Annotated in this window: 21 protein-coding genes; 12 read left to right on the top strand and 9 right to left on the bottom strand. The window is 58.8% G+C overall.

The annotated features are described in order from the left end of the window. Window positions 1-68 precede the first annotated feature (68 nt). Window positions 69-1,907, bottom strand: a complete 1,839-nt coding sequence (locus J2X24_RS19330; protein ID WP_209725151.1) for a hypothetical protein — start codon at window positions 1,905-1,907, stop codon at window positions 69-71. Between the two features lie 639 nt (window positions 1,908-2,546). On the opposite strand from J2X24_RS19330, the gene J2X24_RS19325 reads away from it, so the two are divergent. Further along, window positions 2,547-3,395 carry an MTAP family purine nucleoside phosphorylase gene (locus J2X24_RS19325; protein WP_209725149.1) on the top strand — a complete coding sequence of 283 codons (849 nt, stop codon included), beginning with the start codon at window positions 2,547-2,549 and terminating at the stop codon, window positions 3,393-3,395. A 134-nt stretch (window positions 3,396-3,529) separates the two neighbouring features. Here J2X24_RS19325 and J2X24_RS19320 read toward each other — a convergent pair whose 3' ends face one another. From J2X24_RS19320 to J2X24_RS19300, 5 genes are all read right to left on the bottom strand, one after another. Next, complete coding sequence (locus tag J2X24_RS19320; protein ID WP_209725147.1) at window positions 3,530-4,399, bottom strand: transglutaminase family protein; 870 nt, start codon at window positions 4,397-4,399, stop codon at window positions 3,530-3,532. A gap of 264 nt (window positions 4,400-4,663) precedes the next feature. Continuing rightward, on the bottom strand, window positions 4,664-4,972 hold the full coding sequence (locus tag J2X24_RS19315) for a hypothetical protein (protein WP_209725145.1): 309 nt from the start codon (window positions 4,970-4,972) through the stop codon (window positions 4,664-4,666). A gap of 475 nt (window positions 4,973-5,447) precedes the next feature. Further along, window positions 5,448-5,933: a hypothetical protein gene (locus J2X24_RS19310; protein WP_209725144.1), complete on the bottom strand. Its 486-nt coding sequence runs from the start codon at window positions 5,931-5,933 to the stop codon at window positions 5,448-5,450. Between the two features lie 273 nt (window positions 5,934-6,206). Further along, window positions 6,207-6,737, bottom strand: a complete 531-nt coding sequence (locus tag J2X24_RS19305; protein ID WP_209725142.1) for a hypothetical protein — start codon at window positions 6,735-6,737, stop codon at window positions 6,207-6,209. After that, window positions 6,738-7,058: a hypothetical protein gene (locus tag J2X24_RS19300; RefSeq protein WP_209725140.1), complete on the bottom strand. Its 321-nt coding sequence runs from the start codon at window positions 7,056-7,058 to the stop codon at window positions 6,738-6,740. A gap of 479 nt (window positions 7,059-7,537) precedes the next feature. On the opposite strand from J2X24_RS19300, the gene J2X24_RS19295 reads away from it, so the two are divergent. The 3 genes from J2X24_RS19295 (at window position 7,538) to J2X24_RS19285 (ending at window position 10,468) form a co-directional block, all read left to right on the top strand. Beyond that, window positions 7,538-7,747, top strand: a complete 210-nt coding sequence (locus J2X24_RS19295) for a cold-shock protein (protein WP_209725138.1) — start codon at window positions 7,538-7,540, stop codon at window positions 7,745-7,747. 545 nt (window positions 7,748-8,292) lie between these two features. Next, entirely contained in the window at window positions 8,293-9,822 is a 1,530-nt protein-coding gene (locus J2X24_RS19290; protein WP_209725136.1) for a tetratricopeptide repeat protein, read from the top strand. 109 nt (window positions 9,823-9,931) lie between these two features. Next, complete coding sequence (locus tag J2X24_RS19285; protein ID WP_209725134.1) at window positions 9,932-10,468, top strand: DUF2059 domain-containing protein; 537 nt, start codon at window positions 9,932-9,934, stop codon at window positions 10,466-10,468. Window positions 10,469-10,765: 297 nt separating this feature from the next. Here J2X24_RS19285 and J2X24_RS19280 read toward each other — a convergent pair whose 3' ends face one another. Both J2X24_RS19280 and J2X24_RS19275 read right to left on the bottom strand, forming a co-directional pair. Continuing rightward, entirely contained in the window at window positions 10,766-11,302 is a 537-nt protein-coding gene (locus tag J2X24_RS19280) for a hypothetical protein (RefSeq protein WP_209725132.1), read from the bottom strand. Window positions 11,303-11,788: 486 nt separating this feature from the next. Next, window positions 11,789-12,466 carry a S24 family peptidase gene (locus J2X24_RS19275; RefSeq protein ID WP_209725129.1) on the bottom strand — a complete coding sequence of 226 codons (678 nt, stop codon included), beginning with the start codon at window positions 12,464-12,466 and terminating at the stop codon, window positions 11,789-11,791. Between the two features lie 449 nt (window positions 12,467-12,915). Between J2X24_RS19275 and J2X24_RS19270 the strand changes: the two genes are divergently transcribed. From J2X24_RS19270 to J2X24_RS19250, 5 genes are read left to right on the top strand one after another with little or no spacing between them, the layout of a single operon-like run. Next, on the top strand, window positions 12,916-13,146 hold the full coding sequence (locus J2X24_RS19270; protein WP_209725127.1) for a hypothetical protein: 231 nt from the start codon (window positions 12,916-12,918) through the stop codon (window positions 13,144-13,146). Next, window positions 13,143-13,433 (top strand): LexA family protein, encoded by a 291-nt coding sequence (locus J2X24_RS19265; RefSeq protein WP_209725125.1) that lies wholly within the window; start codon window positions 13,143-13,145, stop codon window positions 13,431-13,433. The genes J2X24_RS19270 and J2X24_RS19265 overlap by 4 nt, the downstream gene beginning before the upstream one ends. After that, window positions 13,430-14,314, top strand: a complete 885-nt coding sequence (locus J2X24_RS19260; RefSeq protein WP_209725123.1) for a YdaU family protein — start codon at window positions 13,430-13,432, stop codon at window positions 14,312-14,314. Before J2X24_RS19265 ends, J2X24_RS19260 begins: the two co-directional genes overlap by 4 nt. Then, the gene (locus J2X24_RS19255; RefSeq protein WP_209725121.1) at window positions 14,298-14,672 is read left to right on the top strand and encodes a hypothetical protein; all 375 of its coding nucleotides are present in this window, start codon (window positions 14,298-14,300) and stop codon (window positions 14,670-14,672) included. The genes J2X24_RS19260 and J2X24_RS19255 overlap by 17 nt, the downstream gene beginning before the upstream one ends. Then, a complete protein-coding gene (locus J2X24_RS19250) occupies window positions 14,669-15,370 on the top strand; it encodes a transcription termination/antitermination NusG family protein (RefSeq protein ID WP_209725119.1) in 702 nt (233 codons plus the stop codon). The genes J2X24_RS19255 and J2X24_RS19250 overlap by 4 nt, the downstream gene beginning before the upstream one ends. Window positions 15,371-15,373: 3 nt before the next feature. Here the strand turns inward: J2X24_RS19250 and J2X24_RS19245 are convergent, their stop codons facing one another. Next, entirely contained in the window at window positions 15,374-16,510 is a 1,137-nt protein-coding gene (locus J2X24_RS19245) for a Fic family protein (RefSeq protein ID WP_209725117.1), read from the bottom strand. 204 nt (window positions 16,511-16,714) lie between these two features. Here J2X24_RS19245 and J2X24_RS19240 point away from each other — a divergent pair, with 204 nt between their 5' ends. From J2X24_RS19240 to J2X24_RS19230, 3 genes are all read left to right on the top strand, one after another. Continuing rightward, the gene (locus J2X24_RS19240) at window positions 16,715-17,005 is read left to right on the top strand and encodes a transcription termination/antitermination protein NusG (protein WP_209725114.1); all 291 of its coding nucleotides are present in this window, start codon (window positions 16,715-16,717) and stop codon (window positions 17,003-17,005) included. A gap of 333 nt (window positions 17,006-17,338) precedes the next feature. Then, window positions 17,339-18,136 (top strand): sce7726 family protein, encoded by a 798-nt coding sequence (locus tag J2X24_RS19235; protein WP_245344965.1) that lies wholly within the window; start codon window positions 17,339-17,341, stop codon window positions 18,134-18,136. A 4-nt stretch (window positions 18,137-18,140) separates the two neighbouring features. After that, window positions 18,141-19,073 (top strand): sce7725 family protein, encoded by a 933-nt coding sequence (locus J2X24_RS19230; RefSeq protein WP_209725111.1) that lies wholly within the window; start codon window positions 18,141-18,143, stop codon window positions 19,071-19,073.

Below are 19,073 nucleotides of genomic sequence, written 5' to 3'. Positions count from 1 at the left end.
TGTCCGCGCTGGCACAGGCGCCTGGGGCCGCTGCCAGCGCCAGGAGCGCCAGCAGCGGTGTCAGAACCTTACGGCTTCGGTTGCGGCACGGCGGTCTTGGGCAGGGTGGTTGCCCGGACCGGTGTACGGAGCTTACGTTGAGCAGCATCGATGACCCGGTCCTTGTTGGCGTCGAGGCGCGGATTTTGCGCGATCTCGACGAAATCGTCGATACGGTTCTTGTTCAGGTCCGGGTGAATGCCCGCGACCTGATAGAAGATGCGGCTTTCGACGGGCCCCACGGCATAGGCCTTCTTCTCCGCGTCCCAGTGCTTGGCCTGGGGATCGATAACCGTGGCCGTCACATAGGTCGTGGTCGACGGGAACAGCGACGCCACTGTGCCCGCGCGGCAGCCTGCCGTGTCGGGACGGTCGTCGTTGCGGTCGCCGCGCTGGCCCTTGCAGTCCGCTTCTGTCGTGGTTTGGACAAAGTGCGGACCATCGGACAGTTTCGCGATCGGGATAGGCACGGCCTGGCCGCGCTTGAGGGTCGTCTTGGTGACGCCGATGCGCGCCTCGCGCCATGGCTTCAGCGGCTGGCCGAAGATGTCGGTCAGCCTCTGTTCGCCCGGCAGCATGGCGTCGATCGACAGGAGGCGCGGCAGGAAGGCCGCCCGGATATCCGTGACGATCAGCGGCACCGCGTTGAAGTTGATCGCCTGGATGGCGAAACCGCCGTCGCCGGCGTCGAGCGTACCGGTGTCGAAACCGGTGATGCGCGGGTGCAGGGCCAGGACGTTGTTCGACGCGTCGATCAGGTCGACGCTGGTGATGATGATCGGGTTGGTGGTGTTGTAATTGACGCCTGAAAATCCGGTGCCGACGTGGAAGACCTGGCCGCCGGCGACCTGGCCGGCCGTTCCGCCTGTCCACGACTTGGCTGTCGACCAGGTGACGGAGAATTTGTTGTACGACGTCCCCTGGAAGCTCTGTGTCCCGAGGGCGCCCGATACGGTCGGCGTGCTCCACGGCGAACGGTCGCCGAGATACGGTCCGCTGACCGTCATCGACGCCTGGGTGCTGAGGAAGTTGATGCGGACCTTGACCGCCGTTTCGGCATTGGGATTGACGAAGTCCCAGTTCCACATGGTCTGGACCGACAGGCCGACATTGGCCGCCAGGACCTCGTATTCGTGGTTGCTGAAGTGGCGGCGATAGGCGGCGCGTTGTTCATCCGTATAGTTCGAACCCTTGGCCATCAGGTGGTGCGTCAGCACGTCTTCGCCCGCTGCCACGGGCAGGCCGTCATTGTGGCTGAGGCCGTAATTGTGGCCGGCTTCGTGGGCCGCCGTGCCGCCGATCGAATGCGCCCACCGTTCCAGGGTCGAATTGGCGCCGTTCAGCGCGCCACCCGCGCCGCCTGCCGTAAACTGATAGGTGCCCGCCCAGACCTTGGAGTAATCGATTGCCGTGGCGTCGCCCGTATCGACGTCCTGGGCCAGGCCCCAGACCCAGTGAGCGCCCTCCGCGTCCGTCCATTCCGCCGTATCGGTGCCGATGGACACGACGTTGCGCCGCGCCGGCCCGCTGGTCGGCCGCGTCGTCGTTTGCAGGACCTCGACATTGAACTCGCAATAGTCATCGCTGACGACGTCGAAGATGGCATTCTTCAGATCGGTCGCCGTGCCCGTATAGCTTGTCAGTTCGCTGACATCGAAACTTTGCGCGGGCTGGGTTGGCGTATTGCTGTCGCCGAAGCTGGGATAGGTGGCGTCGTCCGTCGTCGGGAAATAGAGATAGAGCTTGTTGCCCTTGGCGCCCGGCAGGCTGCCATAACCCAGGTCGACGCATTGCGGCGTCGCCAGGGCTGCGGTTGCGGTCAAGGACGACAGGGCCGTCGCCAGTAACAGGCTTCGCATCAGTGTCATGAGGATATCCCTTTGGGACCGAACGTCGCGACCGCCCGGCGCGGCCGGCTCAAACGTCCGGTCAGATCGATAATCAGGCACAGGGAGACGCATTCCGCATCGCAGTATGATGCAGGCAATCTGAGAAATCGCATAAGAAATATATCCCGGATTCACGCCGATGGCGCCGGAATACTCACCCTGATATTTTTTGAACTGAAATTTGCAAGATATACAAACGCACTTGGACTTTATGCGTACATCCGGGGCTTATCCGGAGGTCGATAATTTACTAACTCGACCAAGGCCATCCTACATGAATTGCGTCACTTTGGAAATATAATCTTTTACGAATTACATCTTATCGGCGAATTGCACTTAATGCCGCTTTACCATATGGCCTGATCACACCACCATGTTGCGCGACGAAGTCATAGCCTTGCGACGACGCGGCCCGTATAGGTATGCACCAACGCTTTTTGGGCACCGGAAAGCTGATTTCCTCGGCGTCGATGTCCGATTCGGAGCACATTTCTCGAAACCGCCATCCTTGCGGTTCTATGTCCGCGATTGGCGCGCAGCGGAAGGCGCGGGGGCGCGCTTCCGGCCGCTGCCGAAATGCGCCAATGTGCCCGCTCTGATTCCACAAGGACCTTCCCCATGCTGAGCGTCATCGGCGGTTCCGGCTTCTACGCGCTGGACGGGCTTGAGATCACCGCGGAACACCGGATCGAGACGCCGTTCGGCCAGCCGTCCGGCCCCATAGCCGAAGGCCGGTATCTGGGGCAGCGCCTGCTCTTCCTGGCGCGCCACGGGGCAGGGCACCGCTTGCTGCCGCACGAGGTCAATTACCGCGCCAATATCTTCGCCCTGAAACAGCTGGGGGCGCGGCGCGTCTTTTCGCTGTCGGCCTCGGGGTCCTTGCGCGAAGAGATCCGGCCCGGCGACCTGGCCGTCGTGTCGCAATATTTCGACCATACGCGCGGCAAGCGGGCCTACAGCTTCTTCGGCGATGGCGTGGCGGCGCACGTTTCGACCGCCCACCCGGCCTGTCCGGCATTAAGCGCCGACATCGCCCGCGCCGCCGCCCGTATCGGCCAGCCCCTGCATATGGACAAGACCTACGCCTGCGTCGAAGGTCCGCGCCTGGGCACCCGCGCCGAGAGCTTCTTCCTGCGGGACGCGGCGAATTGCGATCTGGTCGGCATGACCAATGTGCCTGAGGCGTTTCTGGCGCGCGAGGCCCAGATGGCCTATTGCACAGTCTGCGTCGTGACCGACTACGACTGCTGGATGGACGATCCCAGCCAGCATGTGAGTGTCTCAAGCTTCCTCGAGGTTTATGCCGCCTCGGTGGCGAAGGGGCGGGCACTTCTGGCCGAACTGATGCGGGCGCCGTTCAGCGACACGCCGGACGATATCCGGGGCGCGCTTAAAGGCGCGGTCATGACGCCCGATAGCCTGATCGGCGCGGAGCAAAAGGCCTGGCTGGAGGTTCTTAGGCGATAGGACATGGCTTCTGCTTTTTGATCCCAACACCGGAAACATATCCGGATCAGTTGCATTTACTCGTTTGTTTTCCGGACAGCTGAAGTCTTAACCGGCAGCGCTCCCGGATGCCTGCAGATATCTTGTCAGAGGAATCATAGATACGACTTTATTTGAACGCCAACTTTCATTTTAATGAGTGCATCCGACGGCCCGGCAAAACTACCCGCTACCGGGGCGAGTTGCCGGATATCCCCTCCAACCCCTACCGGGATGAGATTGTGGTTTCCCACCCAGTTGTTAGTGGGGTCAAACGCGATCCAGCCGGCGCCCGGCAGGAAGATTTCCACCCAGGCGTGGGTTGAGTCATTGTCGCCGGTTCGCGGTTCGTCGGTGTCACCAAAATAGCGGTAGCCAGACACGATACGACTGCCGAAGCCAAGGTTTCGCGCGGCTTCCGCCAGGAGAACCGCGAAATCGCGACACGACCCTCGCTGCACGCCAAGTGTTTGCAACGGCGTCTGCGTTCCTTCAGCGTCACGCGCCACATAAGTAATGGCCTTCGATACGCCGGCGCTGAGGTCCTTAAGCATGGACAGCGTGTCGGTTGGAACACTGCGTACGAAGCCTCTGACCCAGTTTTCCAGCAGGCTATCCGGGTCTGGATAGTGCGGGGTCATCATGGGCCCGAGATCGGTAAGGTCGTGCTCGGAATATAGAAACGGATAAGAGATGGCAGACGCATCGATGTCAAAGACGGGCCACGGTTCGCTGTCCAGCTCAACTACGCTATGCGCGTCGACTTGCAGGATATCGGTCGGCTCTTCGAATGTTGCCCGACCTATCGTGTTGCCCTGCACATCCTGCGACCAGCGTAATGAGGCGTGAGGCGAAACACTGACCTTGTGAGAGATGAGTTTGAGCTGGTGCCCTTCCCTCGGGCGCACCATAAGCTTGTGTTCATTCAACACGACGGGACGACTGTACCGATAGACGGTGCTGTGCATGATCGATAGTTTTTTCATTATACTGTCCTGGGCAGAACCGACACTTTGGAACCAGTGCCCCCCAATCCTCCTTCTTTGCGACGCGCTGCCATCGCCGCGTAACAAGTTTCCGCATACTGACGTAAGCCTGTGTTGCCCCGTGGGTGTGCAGAGACGCGTCCACGACAGATTGGGCCCGTGCTGGAACGGACTAGGTTGCGTCGCAGGCGGTGATATTGACTATGTGGAGGCCGTTCGCGTCAAACCAGGCGCGATATCGCCTTTTGCTAATGCGATTTAGGGCTAATGCAAGCGTCGGATGGCTGGGAGCACATCTTCGTCGCCGAGCGCAACCTGAATGATGGTATTAACACGATGGACCACGCATGGGTCCTCTGTCTGCCGCGACAGCTTGTTCATCTGCAGGGTCACATCGACATAGATGTTCAGGGCCGTGGCATCGCTTTCATTCAGATAATCGAGGGGCGCATAAGATGTCACAAACGCTGCAACCGCGCCTCGCCCGCGTGGGTCGGTCAGCGAGCCGGCGCGATGGCGGAACATAATGTCGTCGATAATTCCCTTGATACTTGCCCGTTCGGTTTCGTCCACGGTTATCATTTTTACCTGCTTTCCTAAGGTTTAAGTCAATGGGTATGTCCTGCGTTGAACCAACCCAGCCGGCTGAACTAGCCAGCTTCGCCCCAGGCCCGAGGCGGTGATCGTGGCACTGTGCTGACGATGCACGCCATGCTGACGGAATCCTCGCTATCGATAGCTGCAAATTCGTAGCGGGTCGTATTTGGACCGAGCAGCTGAGACGCCTTTAGTGGAATGTCGTACCATTGCCCCAGCCTGTCATGTTTGGCGTGGAGCACAAGCATGGACCGCGCGCCGACAGCGTGCCGGGTGGACATGATTGCGTTTTGGAAGCCGCGCGGGGGCGATGCACTCAAGATCGTGTAGGCGTGGTGAAGGACGTCTTGCTGCTGCACAAGTATATAAACGGCTCCTCCGTTCCCGCGTTCCGCTCTAATCTGAATATCGGTGCCTGCCTCGAGATTTATTGATACGGACATGATCGCTCCTAATCAGACAGGTCAGGCGATGCGTCGTGCCAATCCGCCTGGCCACCAGCGGCGCATATAATTGCAACCGCCTTTTGCGCGGCCTTCGCAGCCTCTTCGTGCGTTGGAAACTCACTGACGACGCGCCCGTCCCGGCTCAAATGCCAGGTGCCAGCCTCAGCACGGACTTCGAAACGTATCCAACTCCGGCTACCCGGCTCGGCCAGTAACTCGGGCTCAAGCCATAGACGGACCCATTCCGGGGCAGACGACAGCAATGTGCTCTGCGCATCCGACGCGCCGACAAACAGTGTAGCGTGAACAAACTGGGAGCCGTAAGCCAGAACGGCATCATGATCATGGGCGGGCGCCAAGGCCGCTTCGCTCGCAAAGCCCTCTTCGATCTTGCGCAGGAGTTTCGGATTCTCCTCCAGAAGTGCTGCGAGCACGACCTGAAGTACGCGGCGGTGTATCCGATCCTCTACGCTTAACTGTGCACGGTTCATCCGTTTTCAGACCTGACGGACATGCCGGTCCGCGGGCCGGTGAGGCCGTCAATCTTCAGATAGAAGTCACCCCGTCGATATCTCGGCTCGACCGTCGCATGGACGCTCTGGAGTCCGCTGGGTCTCGCCGGTGCTATCGGACGCGAGCGCCACCCCCGTGGAACAGATGGTTCTGTCGTCGGCGCCAACTTAGGTCTGGCGATCGCAAGATCGTGGCTTTTTGCATCGGTCATTGTTTGATTCTCAAGAGTTTGGGTTTGCGGTAACTGAGCATCAATTCGGGCGTGTCGCGCCAGGCGGATGACGCGCCACAAGTTCTGCCGCACCGCCTGTACAGAAGACCTCCTGCATCGCTTGATGTGCGGCCTCAAGCGCGCCTTTTTGCGATACGAACCCGCCGATGAGCCGGCCGTCGCGCAGAACTTCCCACATGTCATCGCGGTGCTGCACGACAAAGAGGACGGCCACGTTCTCGTTTGCCAGGTTCGCCTCTCCCGCAGTTGGCCAAAGATCGTCCCATAGTGATATGGGCGACGGACCAGACGATGCGCCGCCCTTATCGCCAAGTCGAATTACTTCCCGCACGAAGGCAGCCGCGTAAGCGGCGGTGTCGGTTCGCCCAAAAGGAGGCACGACGCGCACCGGACGGCTGAAGGCTGCCTTCATCCGTTCCAGGATTTTTGGATCGCTTTCCACCAGGTAGGCAATCAATGCCTGAAGCACCTGCTCGTGCGCCAGCACGCGGCGCTCCAGATCGGCCGTATCGTCCCTCATTGCATCTGTAGGCTCTACGAAATTGGCCATTTAGATAATGGTCCAGTTCGACGTGAAGCCTCTGTCGGTCTGCAACGGGCTGTCACCGGCTTTCCATGGACGGCAGTGATAGAGGTTGCCGTCGATGTTGATCTCCAGTCCCGCCAATCCGAAGGTTTCAATTAAGGCAAGGGCTTTCGAGCCCGACGACATCCGGATATCCAGAACATCGCTCGGTGCAAGGTCCCAGGTCTTGATGGCAATGGCTGCGCCGCTTCCGAAAGCATTACTAACTGTCGTGGCGTCATGATGCTTCATGGTGCGGCTTTCCAGCCCGGGCGTTACGAACTGGCACGGTGTCTGAACCGTCATATGGTTTTCCAATGTGGTAGAATGAGTATCCGAATGATTTCGGAAATTACTTAGAGTCGTATAGGCTGCTGCAGATCGGCCGAGAACGTGTTGGTCTGTAAAATCAACATTTCTGCGGGGCCGCATGGATAGTTACCACGGCACACGCAGCACGGCTGAAAGTTGCATAAGGCTATTTAGGGCCGTCTGCAGCCCCTAATAAATCAAGCATAGCTCATAAATTGTAAGAATGTAATATATAAATAAAAATTAGTTCTTCCGCTGGTGCGTTTCCATCGATCGGCTACATGTAAATGTATGTGATGGATAAATTACTTGACATTATTTATAGAATGAAATATTAGTTTGTTATCGACTGATGATTGTCTGATGATTTTAGATGCGCCTTAGCGGCACAGACGAAACTCCCCATTCAAATTTATTCGAGGTGCCGATGCATATGCTTGGCACGTATAACAGTACCATCGAAAGGGTTCGTTATGAGCGCAGGTACAGTTAAGTGGTTTAATCCCACAAAAGGTTTTGGCTTCATTGAGCCGACAAAGGGCGGCCAGGACGTCTTCGTGCATATCAGCGCGGTTGAAAGCTCCGGCATGAGCAGCCTCCATGAAGGCCAGCAAATTACCTACGAGCTGCAACGCGACGCAAAGTCCGGCAAAATGTCCGCGGGGCAGCTTCAGGCAGCTTAGAGCCATTCTTTTCATTGAGAAGACATTTAGGGTCGAGCCTCGGAGCTCGACCCTTTTTGTTCATGGCAATTATCTTCGCCAAGATTGCGACCTTACACGGACACGCCAGAAGCGTCCGCATAGCCGACGACAAGAAATTGCGTCAGGGCATCCATCGGAGCCGATTTCACGTCCGCCTTTACTAAAAGCGTAGATAGCCACGAGTCGGCTTAGCGCCATCACCGGAAATAGAACTGCGGGAATTTCGGTTTGCCGATTTCTTCCCTGAAGCGGAAGCGCTTTGTCAAAGCCAGCAAATGTTCGAACTATTTTTGAAGCCAGGCATCTATTCCTAGCCGATCCTGTTCCGCAAGCCGCGGTTTATCGCCTGGGATGACGTGCGGTCGGTCCAGCGCTTTCGCCATCTGATGGTCTTCAAGGGGCCTGGCGGCGATCGCCGGTTTCCGCCCCGATATCGCCGAGGCGCGGGCCTGAGCGTGCGGCACGGGTCTTTTCAACGGCCGCAACCTTCGCTATCGTCACCCTGCAGCCGATTGGGGGGTATCATGAAGGGTGTGCTGGTCAGGGCCGTTATGGCGTTCGCGATCCTTGCGGGGGGCGCTTCGGGAACAGCGCGGGCCGATGAATGGGTCAAGGCGACGTCGAACCATTTCATCGTCTATTCCAACAATTCCGAAGCGCTGACGCGGCAATTCACCGAGCAGTTGGAAGCCTTCGACTACACGCTCTACGAACTTTACCGGGCAAAGAACGGCGACATGCCGGAAACCCCGCCGTTCAAGGTCTTCCTGCTCAGGGACCAGCAGGACATGCGCGCCGTTTGGCCGGACATCGGCGACGGCATCGGCGGCTTTTACCGCCACTGTTCCGAAGGGGCCGTCGCCTATTCGCCCAAAAGCTCGACGTCAAGGAGCGCCACCGGCACCCGGATTTCGCGCGAACGCAAGGCGGGGTACGACTTCGAAATCCTGTTCCATGAATATGGCCACCATTTCATGTTCCAGAACTATACCACCGTCTTTCCGGCCTGGTATGTCGAAGGCTTTGCCGAATATTTCCACACGACCACGATCGACGGGCGTTCGGTAGCCATCGGCAATGCCGATTCCGAACGCTATGGCCGCCTGAAGGCCGGCGGCTGGCTGAGCTATGCCGACATCCTGACCAATAAGCCGCGCAAGACGACCGAAGACGTGCTGAAGTTTTACGCCCAGTCGTGGCTGCTCAGCCACTGGATCATGACCTCGCCCGAGCGGCTTAAGGCCTTCGGCGTCTATGTCGACCGGATCAATGGCGGCGCCGACCCGCTGACGACCTTCACCGAACAGTTCGGCGTCGCGCCGGCCGACCTTGAAAAGACGCTGCGCGATTACCTGGCCAAGGGCGTGCCGGTCGTCTCATTCACCTTCAACGACATTCCGGACCCGGGCATCACCATCACCAAGATGCCGCCCAGCGCCGACAAGCTTCTGATGTGGCAGTCGTGGCTCGAAACCTGTCCGCGTCAGGCCTACAGGGCCAAGCTGCTGTCCGATGTGCGCGCCGAGGCCGGCCGTTATCCCGCTGACGCCTGGGCGCAACTTGTCCTGGCGCGCGCCGAAGTGATGATCGGCGAGCCCGCCCGCGCCGAGGCCATCCTCAATGCCGCGGCCGGCGACCCGAAGAACGCCGAGGCGCATTACCTGCTGGGGCGTCTCCATTACAGCCGCGACGACATGGCGAAGGCGCGGCAGGCCTTCCGCACGGCGTATCGCGCCAACCCCATGCTGGCGCCCAATCTCTATTACCTGTCGCTGTCCGAGCCGCAGACCTCGCCGCCCGGCACCACCGCGGTCCGCGCCGCCATCCAGGCCAGCAACCTGATGCCGTCGGAAGAAACCTACGCCTACCACGCCGCCTGGCTTCTGGTCATGACGGGCGACCTGGAGAACGCCGCCACCCTGCTGGCGCCGATGGCCAGCCAGCCGCACGACGCCGAAGCCGCCGCCAGGGCGCGCGCCATTATCGCCGCCATCCGCACGGGCCAGCCGCAGGCCGATATCCTCAAGCTGTTCGAGGAAGAGGACGACGAATAGGGAATAAGGCAGCGCATAGACCGGCGGCCGTCGTAAAAATTTAACACACGCCCGTCTGGCCACTGCGTGTCGACGGGACTATCGTGACGCATTCAACCGGGGATAATCCATGCGCAAACTGTTTTCGATGGCCGTACTGTCGGCCTGCCTCAGCCTGTCCGTCACGCCGGTCCATGCGGCAGGGGATCTGGCGCCCGCCGCGCCCGCCGCGATCTCGCCCGCCAAGCAGGCCCTGCTGGTGAGGCTGGACAAGGCGATGGACTTCGAAAAGCTGATCAACCAGTCCACGCAGGCGGCCATGACCAGCGCGATGGACGGCATGCGCCAGATATTCCCGGAAATGACCGCCGAACAGACGAAGATCATGAGCGAGGCCGTATCGGGCGTCGCGCAAAAATATACGCCGAAGATGAAGGAGGTCACCTTCGCCGCCTATGGCGAGATACTGAACGAGGCCGAACTGACCGCCATGGTCGAATTCTACGAGTCGCCGGAAGGCCGGGCCATTCTGAAAAAGGTGCCCGAGATCAACCAGCGCGCCATTGCCGGCATGTCGCAGATGAACGTCCAGATGCAAAAGGAAATGATCGTGGCGATGTGCGGGAAGATGGAGTGCCCGCAATCTTTGAAGGACAGGCTGAAGTAGGGGCGGAACGCACTACCGCATTGGCGCCTTACGGCCGTCTCCCTTCAAAGACTGTCGTCGAGCGAGTCCGGCTTGGCCATGTACCAGACGTTCACAATGTCCACGATGCCTAGCGGTTGAGCCCGATATAGGTTTCTCCGGCCAGCCAGCGGCATTGGGCCCCGATCCGCCCAAGACGCCGCAACTCACTGGCGGGCCGTATTTATTGCTCAGCAGTCCACCGGCTAAGCACTGCCACGGCCATCAAGGCGGCGACGGTCCAGGGGCCGGAAGGTCTTGCCTGAGTGATGCTGAACCTCACTGTGCGATTGCTTCCTTGAGCTTGTCCGACACCGACCGTGCGAAGCGGATCAGGCCCGCGGTGTTGGCCGGGTCGTTAGGCGCGGTGATAAGCGCCCGGAACTCCGGGGACTCGGCAAAGCCCCGGCATTTGCCGTCCATATAGTCGAAATGATCCTTGACAAGTTCCATCACTGCATCGGCGCCCTCATCGTTAAATGCCGTCCAGACAGTGTCGGTGAATTCCTTGATGATACGCTTGTTGTCGGCTTCGCGCGCGTCGAAGGCCGCGCCCGCGATTCGTGTGGCCGTGTCGGCGGGGATGCCGGATTGGATGGCGTCGATGACGGCCGGGTCCCACAGTTTGGCGAAGCTTTCCGGGTGGACCTTGTAATTGATCATTTCGCACGTGCTCTCGGCGTACAGGAAGTCGCTGATGCCCGACATCTTACGCGAGAAGGCCCATTGATCCGGCGCGGCCATGGCGCTGACCGGCCCCACACAGGCGGCCGCGGCGGCGATCACAACCGCGCCAACCAATGCCTTGATTTTCATAAGCTTGCCCCCAAATGATCCGGCGCTGCCCGTCCGGATGTTCATGTTTTGTACATGAGCATGTCCGCGCTGGGATTGCAAGTCCGCTGGTTTTTTTTGCGTCAGTCAAAGGCATATGCACAGAAATCGTCCAGTGTGCGCGCCTGCCAGGTGTCGGCGATGATGGTGAGGATGTCGGTGATGTGCGGGCGGAACTCACCGATGCGCACGTGTTCGATAAGCCCGCTGCCGCCCAGGATTTCGGGGCCATGTTCATCGATCTTCCGCGCTATGGCCTTGTGTTTCGTGGCCCAGAATCCGGCATAGTCGAGACGGTCCTCCAGGCCGAAAATCCGCGCGCACGGCAGGCCATAGATCCGGACGTTGCGTTTGAACCGGTCGGGGGCCTGTCCGCGCAGGCGCCGTGCCGGCGACGGACCCCTCCGTCATTTGCTGGCGCAAATGCCACCTCCCCATGCCTGCGGCACAGGGAGGAGGGACGGAGTATCAGACCCGTCTGACGATGGCGATCACGCGGCCGATGATCTCCATCGAGCCGTCCGCCGCCATGTCGGGCGGGATCAGCGGATTGTCCGACAGGATCTGGTAGCCGTTCTGCGTTGGCCGTAACCGCTTGATCTGGCCGTGGCCATACTGCGTGATCGCCCAGATCTTGTCGCCCATGGAGGGCTGGGTCTGCGTCCGGTCGCACAACAATATGTCGCTGTCGCCGATGGTCGGCGACATGGAATCACCCGCGCCGATGACAAAGAACAGCTGGGTCAGCGATGAGGTCGTGAACTGGCGGATCCAGTTTTTCGGAAAGTCCATCACGTCCTCGGTCACCGCCTCGTCGAACGGCTGGCCGCCGCCCATGCCGAAGCGCAGGTCGATCTGCGGCACCTTGACGATATCGCCTTCGACGCGGCTGTCGCGGATGGTCAGCGGAGCGTTTTCCAGCACGAAGTCATCGTCGGTCAGGTAGGCCGCCGGCACCTGAAGCTCACGCGCCAGAGCGGCCAGGTTGTCGCCGTATATACTGTCCTTCTTGCCCTTGAAGATGTCGGCGATGAAGTCCTTGCCGAAGCCGGCGTCCAGTGAGGCGCGCGCCGCGCTCTTGCCGATGACGGGGAGGCGGGCGCGGATTCGCCTGGCCAGCAACGATTCGGTCAATGTCTCAGTCATGGCGGAAATATCCGCTTTAAAAATATCGGCCGCAACGCGTATCTTTCCGCTTGTCAAAAGCGGAAGTATCCGCTTATAGTGCGGAGGTGGATTACGAACTTCGGACTCATCTGCTGACATGCGCGCACCTCTTTGCGGCCAAAAGGGGCTTCAGGGACGCGACGGTCGGCAACATGTCCGCCGGAGACTGGCGCTTTTTCGGGCGCCTGAGGGACGGGCGGGCCTTTACGGTCCGCAAGTACGATGAGGTCATGAGTTGGTTCTCCAACAACTGGCCTGATGAGGATTGGCCGGCCGCAGTTCCGCGTCCGGTCGTGACTTACACTCCATAGGCGGAATTTTCCGCCAAAGCTACTGACTCCCTGAAACTGGCCCCGCGTCATTTCCATCACGGCGCGGGGCGCCTTTTCGATCGACTCAACGAGGGATACTCACTCTTGGAACATTTCATGAACAGCGTTATGAGTCCAGCGCTTTATTTCGCGATCGGCGGGGTGGTCTCCGCCGCCCTGGACGGCCACCGCCACATCTACGCCGAAAGCCTCATGGACACCGATACCGATCGCGCGCGCCGCATCTGCCTGTGGGGCTGGGCGGTGGACATGCTTCTGTGGCCGATGTACGCGTTCGACGCCCTGTGCGCCGGCGTGACGCGGCTTGCGGGCAGGGGGCGCGCATGAGCGGCATCACCCCCGCCGAACGGCGCTGCCTCGACGCCATCCTCACCCTGACCAGCCAGGGGGTTTCGCCGTCCTACGAAGAGATCGGGCGGCTGTGCGGCATCGCCAAGACCGCCGTCTTCCGCCATATCCACGGCCTGGTCTATCTCGGCTATATCGCCCGGACGCCCGGCAAATCGCGCTCCTTACGCGTCATCAGGCACACCGACATCGCCGATGGCGTGGCGTGCCTCATCCGGCAGTACGGCGCCGACGCGGTCGCCGCGGAGCTGAGGGCCCAACAATGACCGCGCCCTATATCCCGCTCTATGTCGGCGACTACCTGGCCGACACCACGCACCTGACGCGGTCCGAACACGGCGCCTACCTGTTGCTGCTCATGGCGATGTGGCGCGGCGGCGGCAAGCTTGCGACCGACGATGATCGTCTGGCGCGGCTGGCGCAATGCAGCGATGCCGAATGGACCGGGATGCGTAGCACTATTCTCAGCTTCTTCCGGCGCAGGGGGGGCGTGCTGAGGCAGAAGCGGCTAACGGCGGAATACGCGAAGTACACAAAGGCGATTACCCAGCGCAAAAACGCCGGAAAAGCCAGTGTGGCCAAAAAGCGTAGCAAAATCAGCGCGGTGGCCTCAACGGGCGTTGGTGCGGGCGAAGAACGGGCGCTTGCCAACCCCAACCACAGCCATAACCCAAACCACAACCAAAACTATTTAAATACTGATGAGACCAGGGCGGACTGGCCCACGGCGAAAGATGAGTGGGTCGATGTCTTGATCAAGGAGACCGGTTGCGCCGATCCAGCCCGCGATATCTGGCCGCGGACGACCGCACCGGTCCTGATGGCCTGGCATGAGGTTGACCGTTTCGAATGGCGCGACGTCTTGGCCGGCGTCCGCACGACGCTGCTCAATGCCCGCAAGCCCCTGACCCCGAAAAGCTGGCTCTTCTTCGCGCCCGCCATCGCCGAAGCCCGCCGCCTGCGCACCCAACCGACACCGGACCCCTACCGTGCCGAGCCAACCCATGCCCCAAACACCAAAGCCGCTTACCGCACCCGCGCCGAGCGCTCCCGCGCCGAGCGCAACGAGGACTCGACCATCGCCGCTTTCAGCCGAGCATTTGGCGGACCTGCCCCTGGCGAAGCTGAGTTTGAAGGCTCTGCGTGACCACCCCGACCAGGAGCGCCTGCGGGCCGACGCCAGACGCGTCCTGGCGGACAATCTGCCGGCCGGCGACGCCGAACTGGGGCAGGTCATTTTCGGGCTTCTGATCATGTACGCCGAGTTCGACCGCCGCGCCGAAGCCTCGAAAACCATGGTCGTGACGCAGTGGCGGCAGAGCCTTAAGAGCTGGCCGCGCGATGTACTGGAACGCGCCGCGCAGAGTTGGATCAGCGGCCCCAAGGCGGCCTTTGTCCCTCAGCCGGGCGACATTCTGGCGCAGTGCCAGCGCCATGGCGCCTTCCGTCGCGCCATGGCGAAGAAGGCGCGGGAATTTCTGGATTTCAAAGGAGACACACTATGAGCGCAGATCAACGCACGGCAAATGCCACGCCCTCCCTCACTCCTCCCCACGACGTGGGGAGGGGGACCATCTGCGGAGCAGATGGTGGTGGGGGCCTTCTTCCTTCCCCACGCGCCCAGCCCAACCCGCATATCCCCGCCGAAAACGGCCTGTGGTACGTGCTGCGCCACCGCAACGACCCGGCGACGATCCGGCTGATGCTGGCCGACATGGCGCGCGAAGGCTACGAAGCCTACCTGCCTCAACTCCTGCGCCGCCGCCGTCCCATGCGCAACGGCCGGCTGGCGACCAAGCTCGAATGGGTGCCCGAGCCCCTGTTCGGCGGCTATGTCTTTGCCCGCAAAGCGCACGGGAAGACGCCCATCCGTCCGATGATCAGCCTCTACGGCGTCGAAGGCCGGATCGCGATCGGCGCGGTCAAGCCGGTGGTGATCGACGCCATCCGCGCGCGTGAGACGACGGTCGACGGCCTGACGGGCTGGGTGCCTGAGCGCGAACGCCGCCACGTGCCGGTGGAAGACTGGCGCGCCTCTCTGACGCCTGGCACGGAGGTCGAAATCGAGACGGCGGGCAGGTTCCTGCGCGCGGTCGTAACGGCCAATGACGGCATGGGGAGACTGCGGGCGCTGCTCGATCTGTTCGGGCGCTCTACGGCGGTGACGGTGAATCTGCCGGTCAAAGTCCGGGCGGTGGAGTAGGGGTTATACACGCACCAATCTGAGAAGCGGTTCAAAGGCATACATGGCGGGGCGTCTGCCGGACGCCTCTTGAAGCGTGATCAGCAGTTTTTCATCTATCAGGATGCGGGTGAATCTTGCCGCCGTGGATTCAGGTATGCCGCTGAGCTTGGTGAACTTGTTGTTGCGGAAATATGGATTGCCAAAGATGAAATCCAGCGCCCGCAAATGCCACCGAGTGCCAAGCTTGTCTTCGAAAACGTGCTTCATGGTCTCATACAGGCCGGAAATATCCTCGACTATTTTGAGATTGCGGATCGCCTGATTTTCCATCGCGCCAAGGAAGAACACGCACCAGCTTGTCCAGTCGTCCTTTTGCGAGACCGCTTTCATTGAGTCGATATATTGATCTTTCTCTTCTTCCAGGTAGCCGGAGACATAGAAATGCGGGGCGCTGATCACCCCGTATTGCCATAGCATCAGCGTAATGAGCATCCGGCCCAGGCGCCCGTTGCCGTCCTTAAACGGGTGAAGGGCTTCGAATTCGACGTGGGCTATGGCTGTGCGCAACAGGATTTGCATCCTGTCGTCATTGATATAGCCGATAAGATTTTGCATCCCGTCATTGAGCTTTTCCGGGCTGACCGGCACGAACAGCACGTTGCGTTTAGAGCGATCCACAACATAATTCTGCTCGCCTTTGTATTGCCCCGGCGACTTTTCCGCGCCGCGCCCGAACGACAGCAATTTGGCATGCATGGAACGGATCAGCCATTCCGATATTGTCTTTCCGCTTTCCAACTCCTTTTGCGCGGTTACAAGGGCGCGTTGGTACAGGATGGTTTCGATGACTTCGGAACGGACAAGGGCTTCGTTTTCCTCCCCTTCGGCGTACTCCGCTTCGTAGAGCAGGATTTCATCCACCGTACTGACGGTGCCTTCCATCCGCGATGAAATCACTGCTTCCTGATTACGCAGGGGCGCCAGCAAGAACTCCGAGTTGTGCATTGTTTTCAGCATCTGGTCAAAGCGGGCGATAGCGTCCACAGCCTTGGCCAGGGGGCCGATAATAAGGCTGTAGTCCAGATTGTTCGGCGGGAATTTATCGTAATGATAGTCAACCGCCTTATCGAAATTCAGTTCGTGTAAGGAGATCGCCATCTCAGCCTCGCTCGCCGTGCTTTGTCTCTCAGATTTTACAAATTTGAAGAGACAAAATTGTTTGACCCTCATTTAGAGAGTCAAATGAGTTTGTCTATCAAAAACGTCATTTTAGAAGGACAAAGTGTTTTGTCTCTCAAATTCGCGGTTCAAGGGGCCCTAAGCGCGCAAATTTCGATTTTCTGAGAGACAACGGAAAAGGGTGTGAGCCGCGACAAGCCCGTGGTGATCGACGCCATCCGCGCGCGCAAAACAATGATTGATGGCCTGACAGGCTGGGTGCTTGAGCGCGAACGCCGCCACGTGCCGGTGGAAGACTGGCGCGCCTCTCTGACGCCTGGCACGGAGGTCGAAATCGAGACGGCGGGCAAGTTCCTGCGCGCGGTCGTGACGGCCAATGACGGCATGGGCAGGTTACGGGCGCTGCTGGACCTGTTCGGTCGCGCGACGGCTGTGACGGTGGACCTGCCGGTGAAGGTGCGGGCGGTGGAGTAGGGGAGGCTGTCGGCATGGCGGTGGAAACTAAAGGACGTTTTATGTGCCGACAGCTATGCGCGAGGGAAGGTGGCCGACAAATCGAACGATTTGTAAACAAAGTTTTCCGCTACACTCATAATTGTCAGCGAATCGATTTTGCGGAAGAGGCGCTGCTGTAAGAATTTTGCTTCCAAACAGCTATGATTTTGCTTAGTCGCTTCCCCTTTTCAGCGCTGTGTGCGTAAAGCCACAATGGATGTAATGAGCCCTAATTCGACACAGCTTGCAGCGATAACTCGCCTCTTTTCTTCCACGGTATACCAAGACCTGGCGAAGAAAGGACGTTCGTCGTTGTTTAAGCGTCTGTTGGAGGAAGCTAGTGGAGCATTATGTTTGCGCAGGGCCGTGACGGTTGCGGATGCGTTCGAGGCTGCATTCAAAGTTCTCAAAATTTCTGGATTTCGAGACGAGTATGTTTATCGTGCCGCCGTTACGCAGAAAATACTGCTGGGAAAGCACTCGCTGCGTACCGCATCGATGCTGACCGAATTTAGAGCGGGGGCGTGTAAGGCGGATTTGGTAATTTTAAACGGGACGTCGACCGTTTACGAGATAAAGTCAGAAAGAGATTCACTGTCCCGCCTCGCCAATCAGGTAAAAAACTACCGTAAAGTTTTTGCGACCGTGAACGTAATTACCAGCGAAGGTCACATAAGTGGCGTTGCCGCGACGGTGCCTCCTGATGTTGGCATACTCTGCCTGTCGAAACGTGGCCATATATCGATAACGAGAGATGCAGTGGATCGCCCTGACCTCGTTTGTCCCCTAACTGTTTTAGATAGTTTGCGAGCGGCGGAAGCAACGCAGGTATTGAGTATGCTGGGTATTGATCTTCCGGATGTCCCGAACACTCAACGCCACTCGGTTATGAAAGAGTGTTTTCGGGCCATTTCCCCGGAAGACGTACATACAGCGATGGTTCGGACGTTAAAGCGTACTCGAAACCTTGCCCCACTATCTGAAATGGTAGATAAGTTGCCGCAATCGTTACACGCGACTGCATTGTCAGTTACGTTACACAGGGACCATCGTAGCCGCCTGATGACCGCATTGGCTACGTCTTTGGATGAAGTTGCGGTTTGGGGCTAACCGAATGTACTTTCCTTACTTCCGTGGTAAGCAATACGAACTCATCACTATTCGAGAAAGCGCGGTGCTTTTAGCTGATGCCGGATTTGTACCAATCATTGAACCGGTGAAGGAATCTTTAGGCGGATTGCAAAAGACGCTTAAAGCTATTCGCGACAGTCACGGTCGAGCAATTGTAATTGTGAATCCTTATCACGGTGACCATCGAGAAGATGGGGCTGGAATTACACAGCTTCTAGCAGATTATCTTGGTGATGACAGTATCTCCGCAGGAATTTTACTGAGAAGTGACATATCTGCTGACGAGGCAAGTGCCTGCTATGACAATCATAGGGCACACAATCCGACTCTGGTACACGCCGGTTTTACCTCGCCAAAATCAATTGCCGATCATCTCGGCCAAAATTTGGCTAATTCTAGAAATGTCTTTGTAGAGGACCATGCGAAAATTCTGTACCGGAAGCATTTTGAGGGAAGTGCGCGCATCCTTGTTCGAGACGGGTTTAAACGTCAGAAAAATGCCGATTATCCGCCTTTGGAACCATTTTCAGACCTTCATGTCACCTATGAGGAAATGAACATGACGGGCTTCGGAGATTTCCTCACCGTCGGTGACGCGTATTCCGAAAGCGGAGGGCCGGCGTATGCGGTTGCGATTCATCTAACCTTTATTGATGCTGATCGTGATGGTGAGATGTTCATTTATCATTTTGTTTCGGACACTAATAATACGCCGGCTGACCCCGCTGGAAAGTTTGGTCAGGCGTTAGCTAAATTGATTAAGCGTTGGGATTCCGGAACTTCAAAATTGCATAATACCAGTGCAATTGGAGAGTTTCGTGAACTCCATGCTAAAGGGCATTTCCCAGGTCTTGGATACGTAAAGAAGCTCTCGATGAAGCATCACATCGAAACGCTTGCGCACTATCTCGGTTGA

The organism is Asticcacaulis solisilvae (assembly GCF_017875235.1).
Classification (GTDB): Bacteria; Pseudomonadota; Alphaproteobacteria; order Caulobacterales; family Caulobacteraceae; genus Asticcacaulis; species Asticcacaulis solisilvae_A.
The sequence above is the reverse complement of the archived record's forward strand: the minus strand, read 5'-3'. Positions and strand labels throughout refer to the sequence as shown.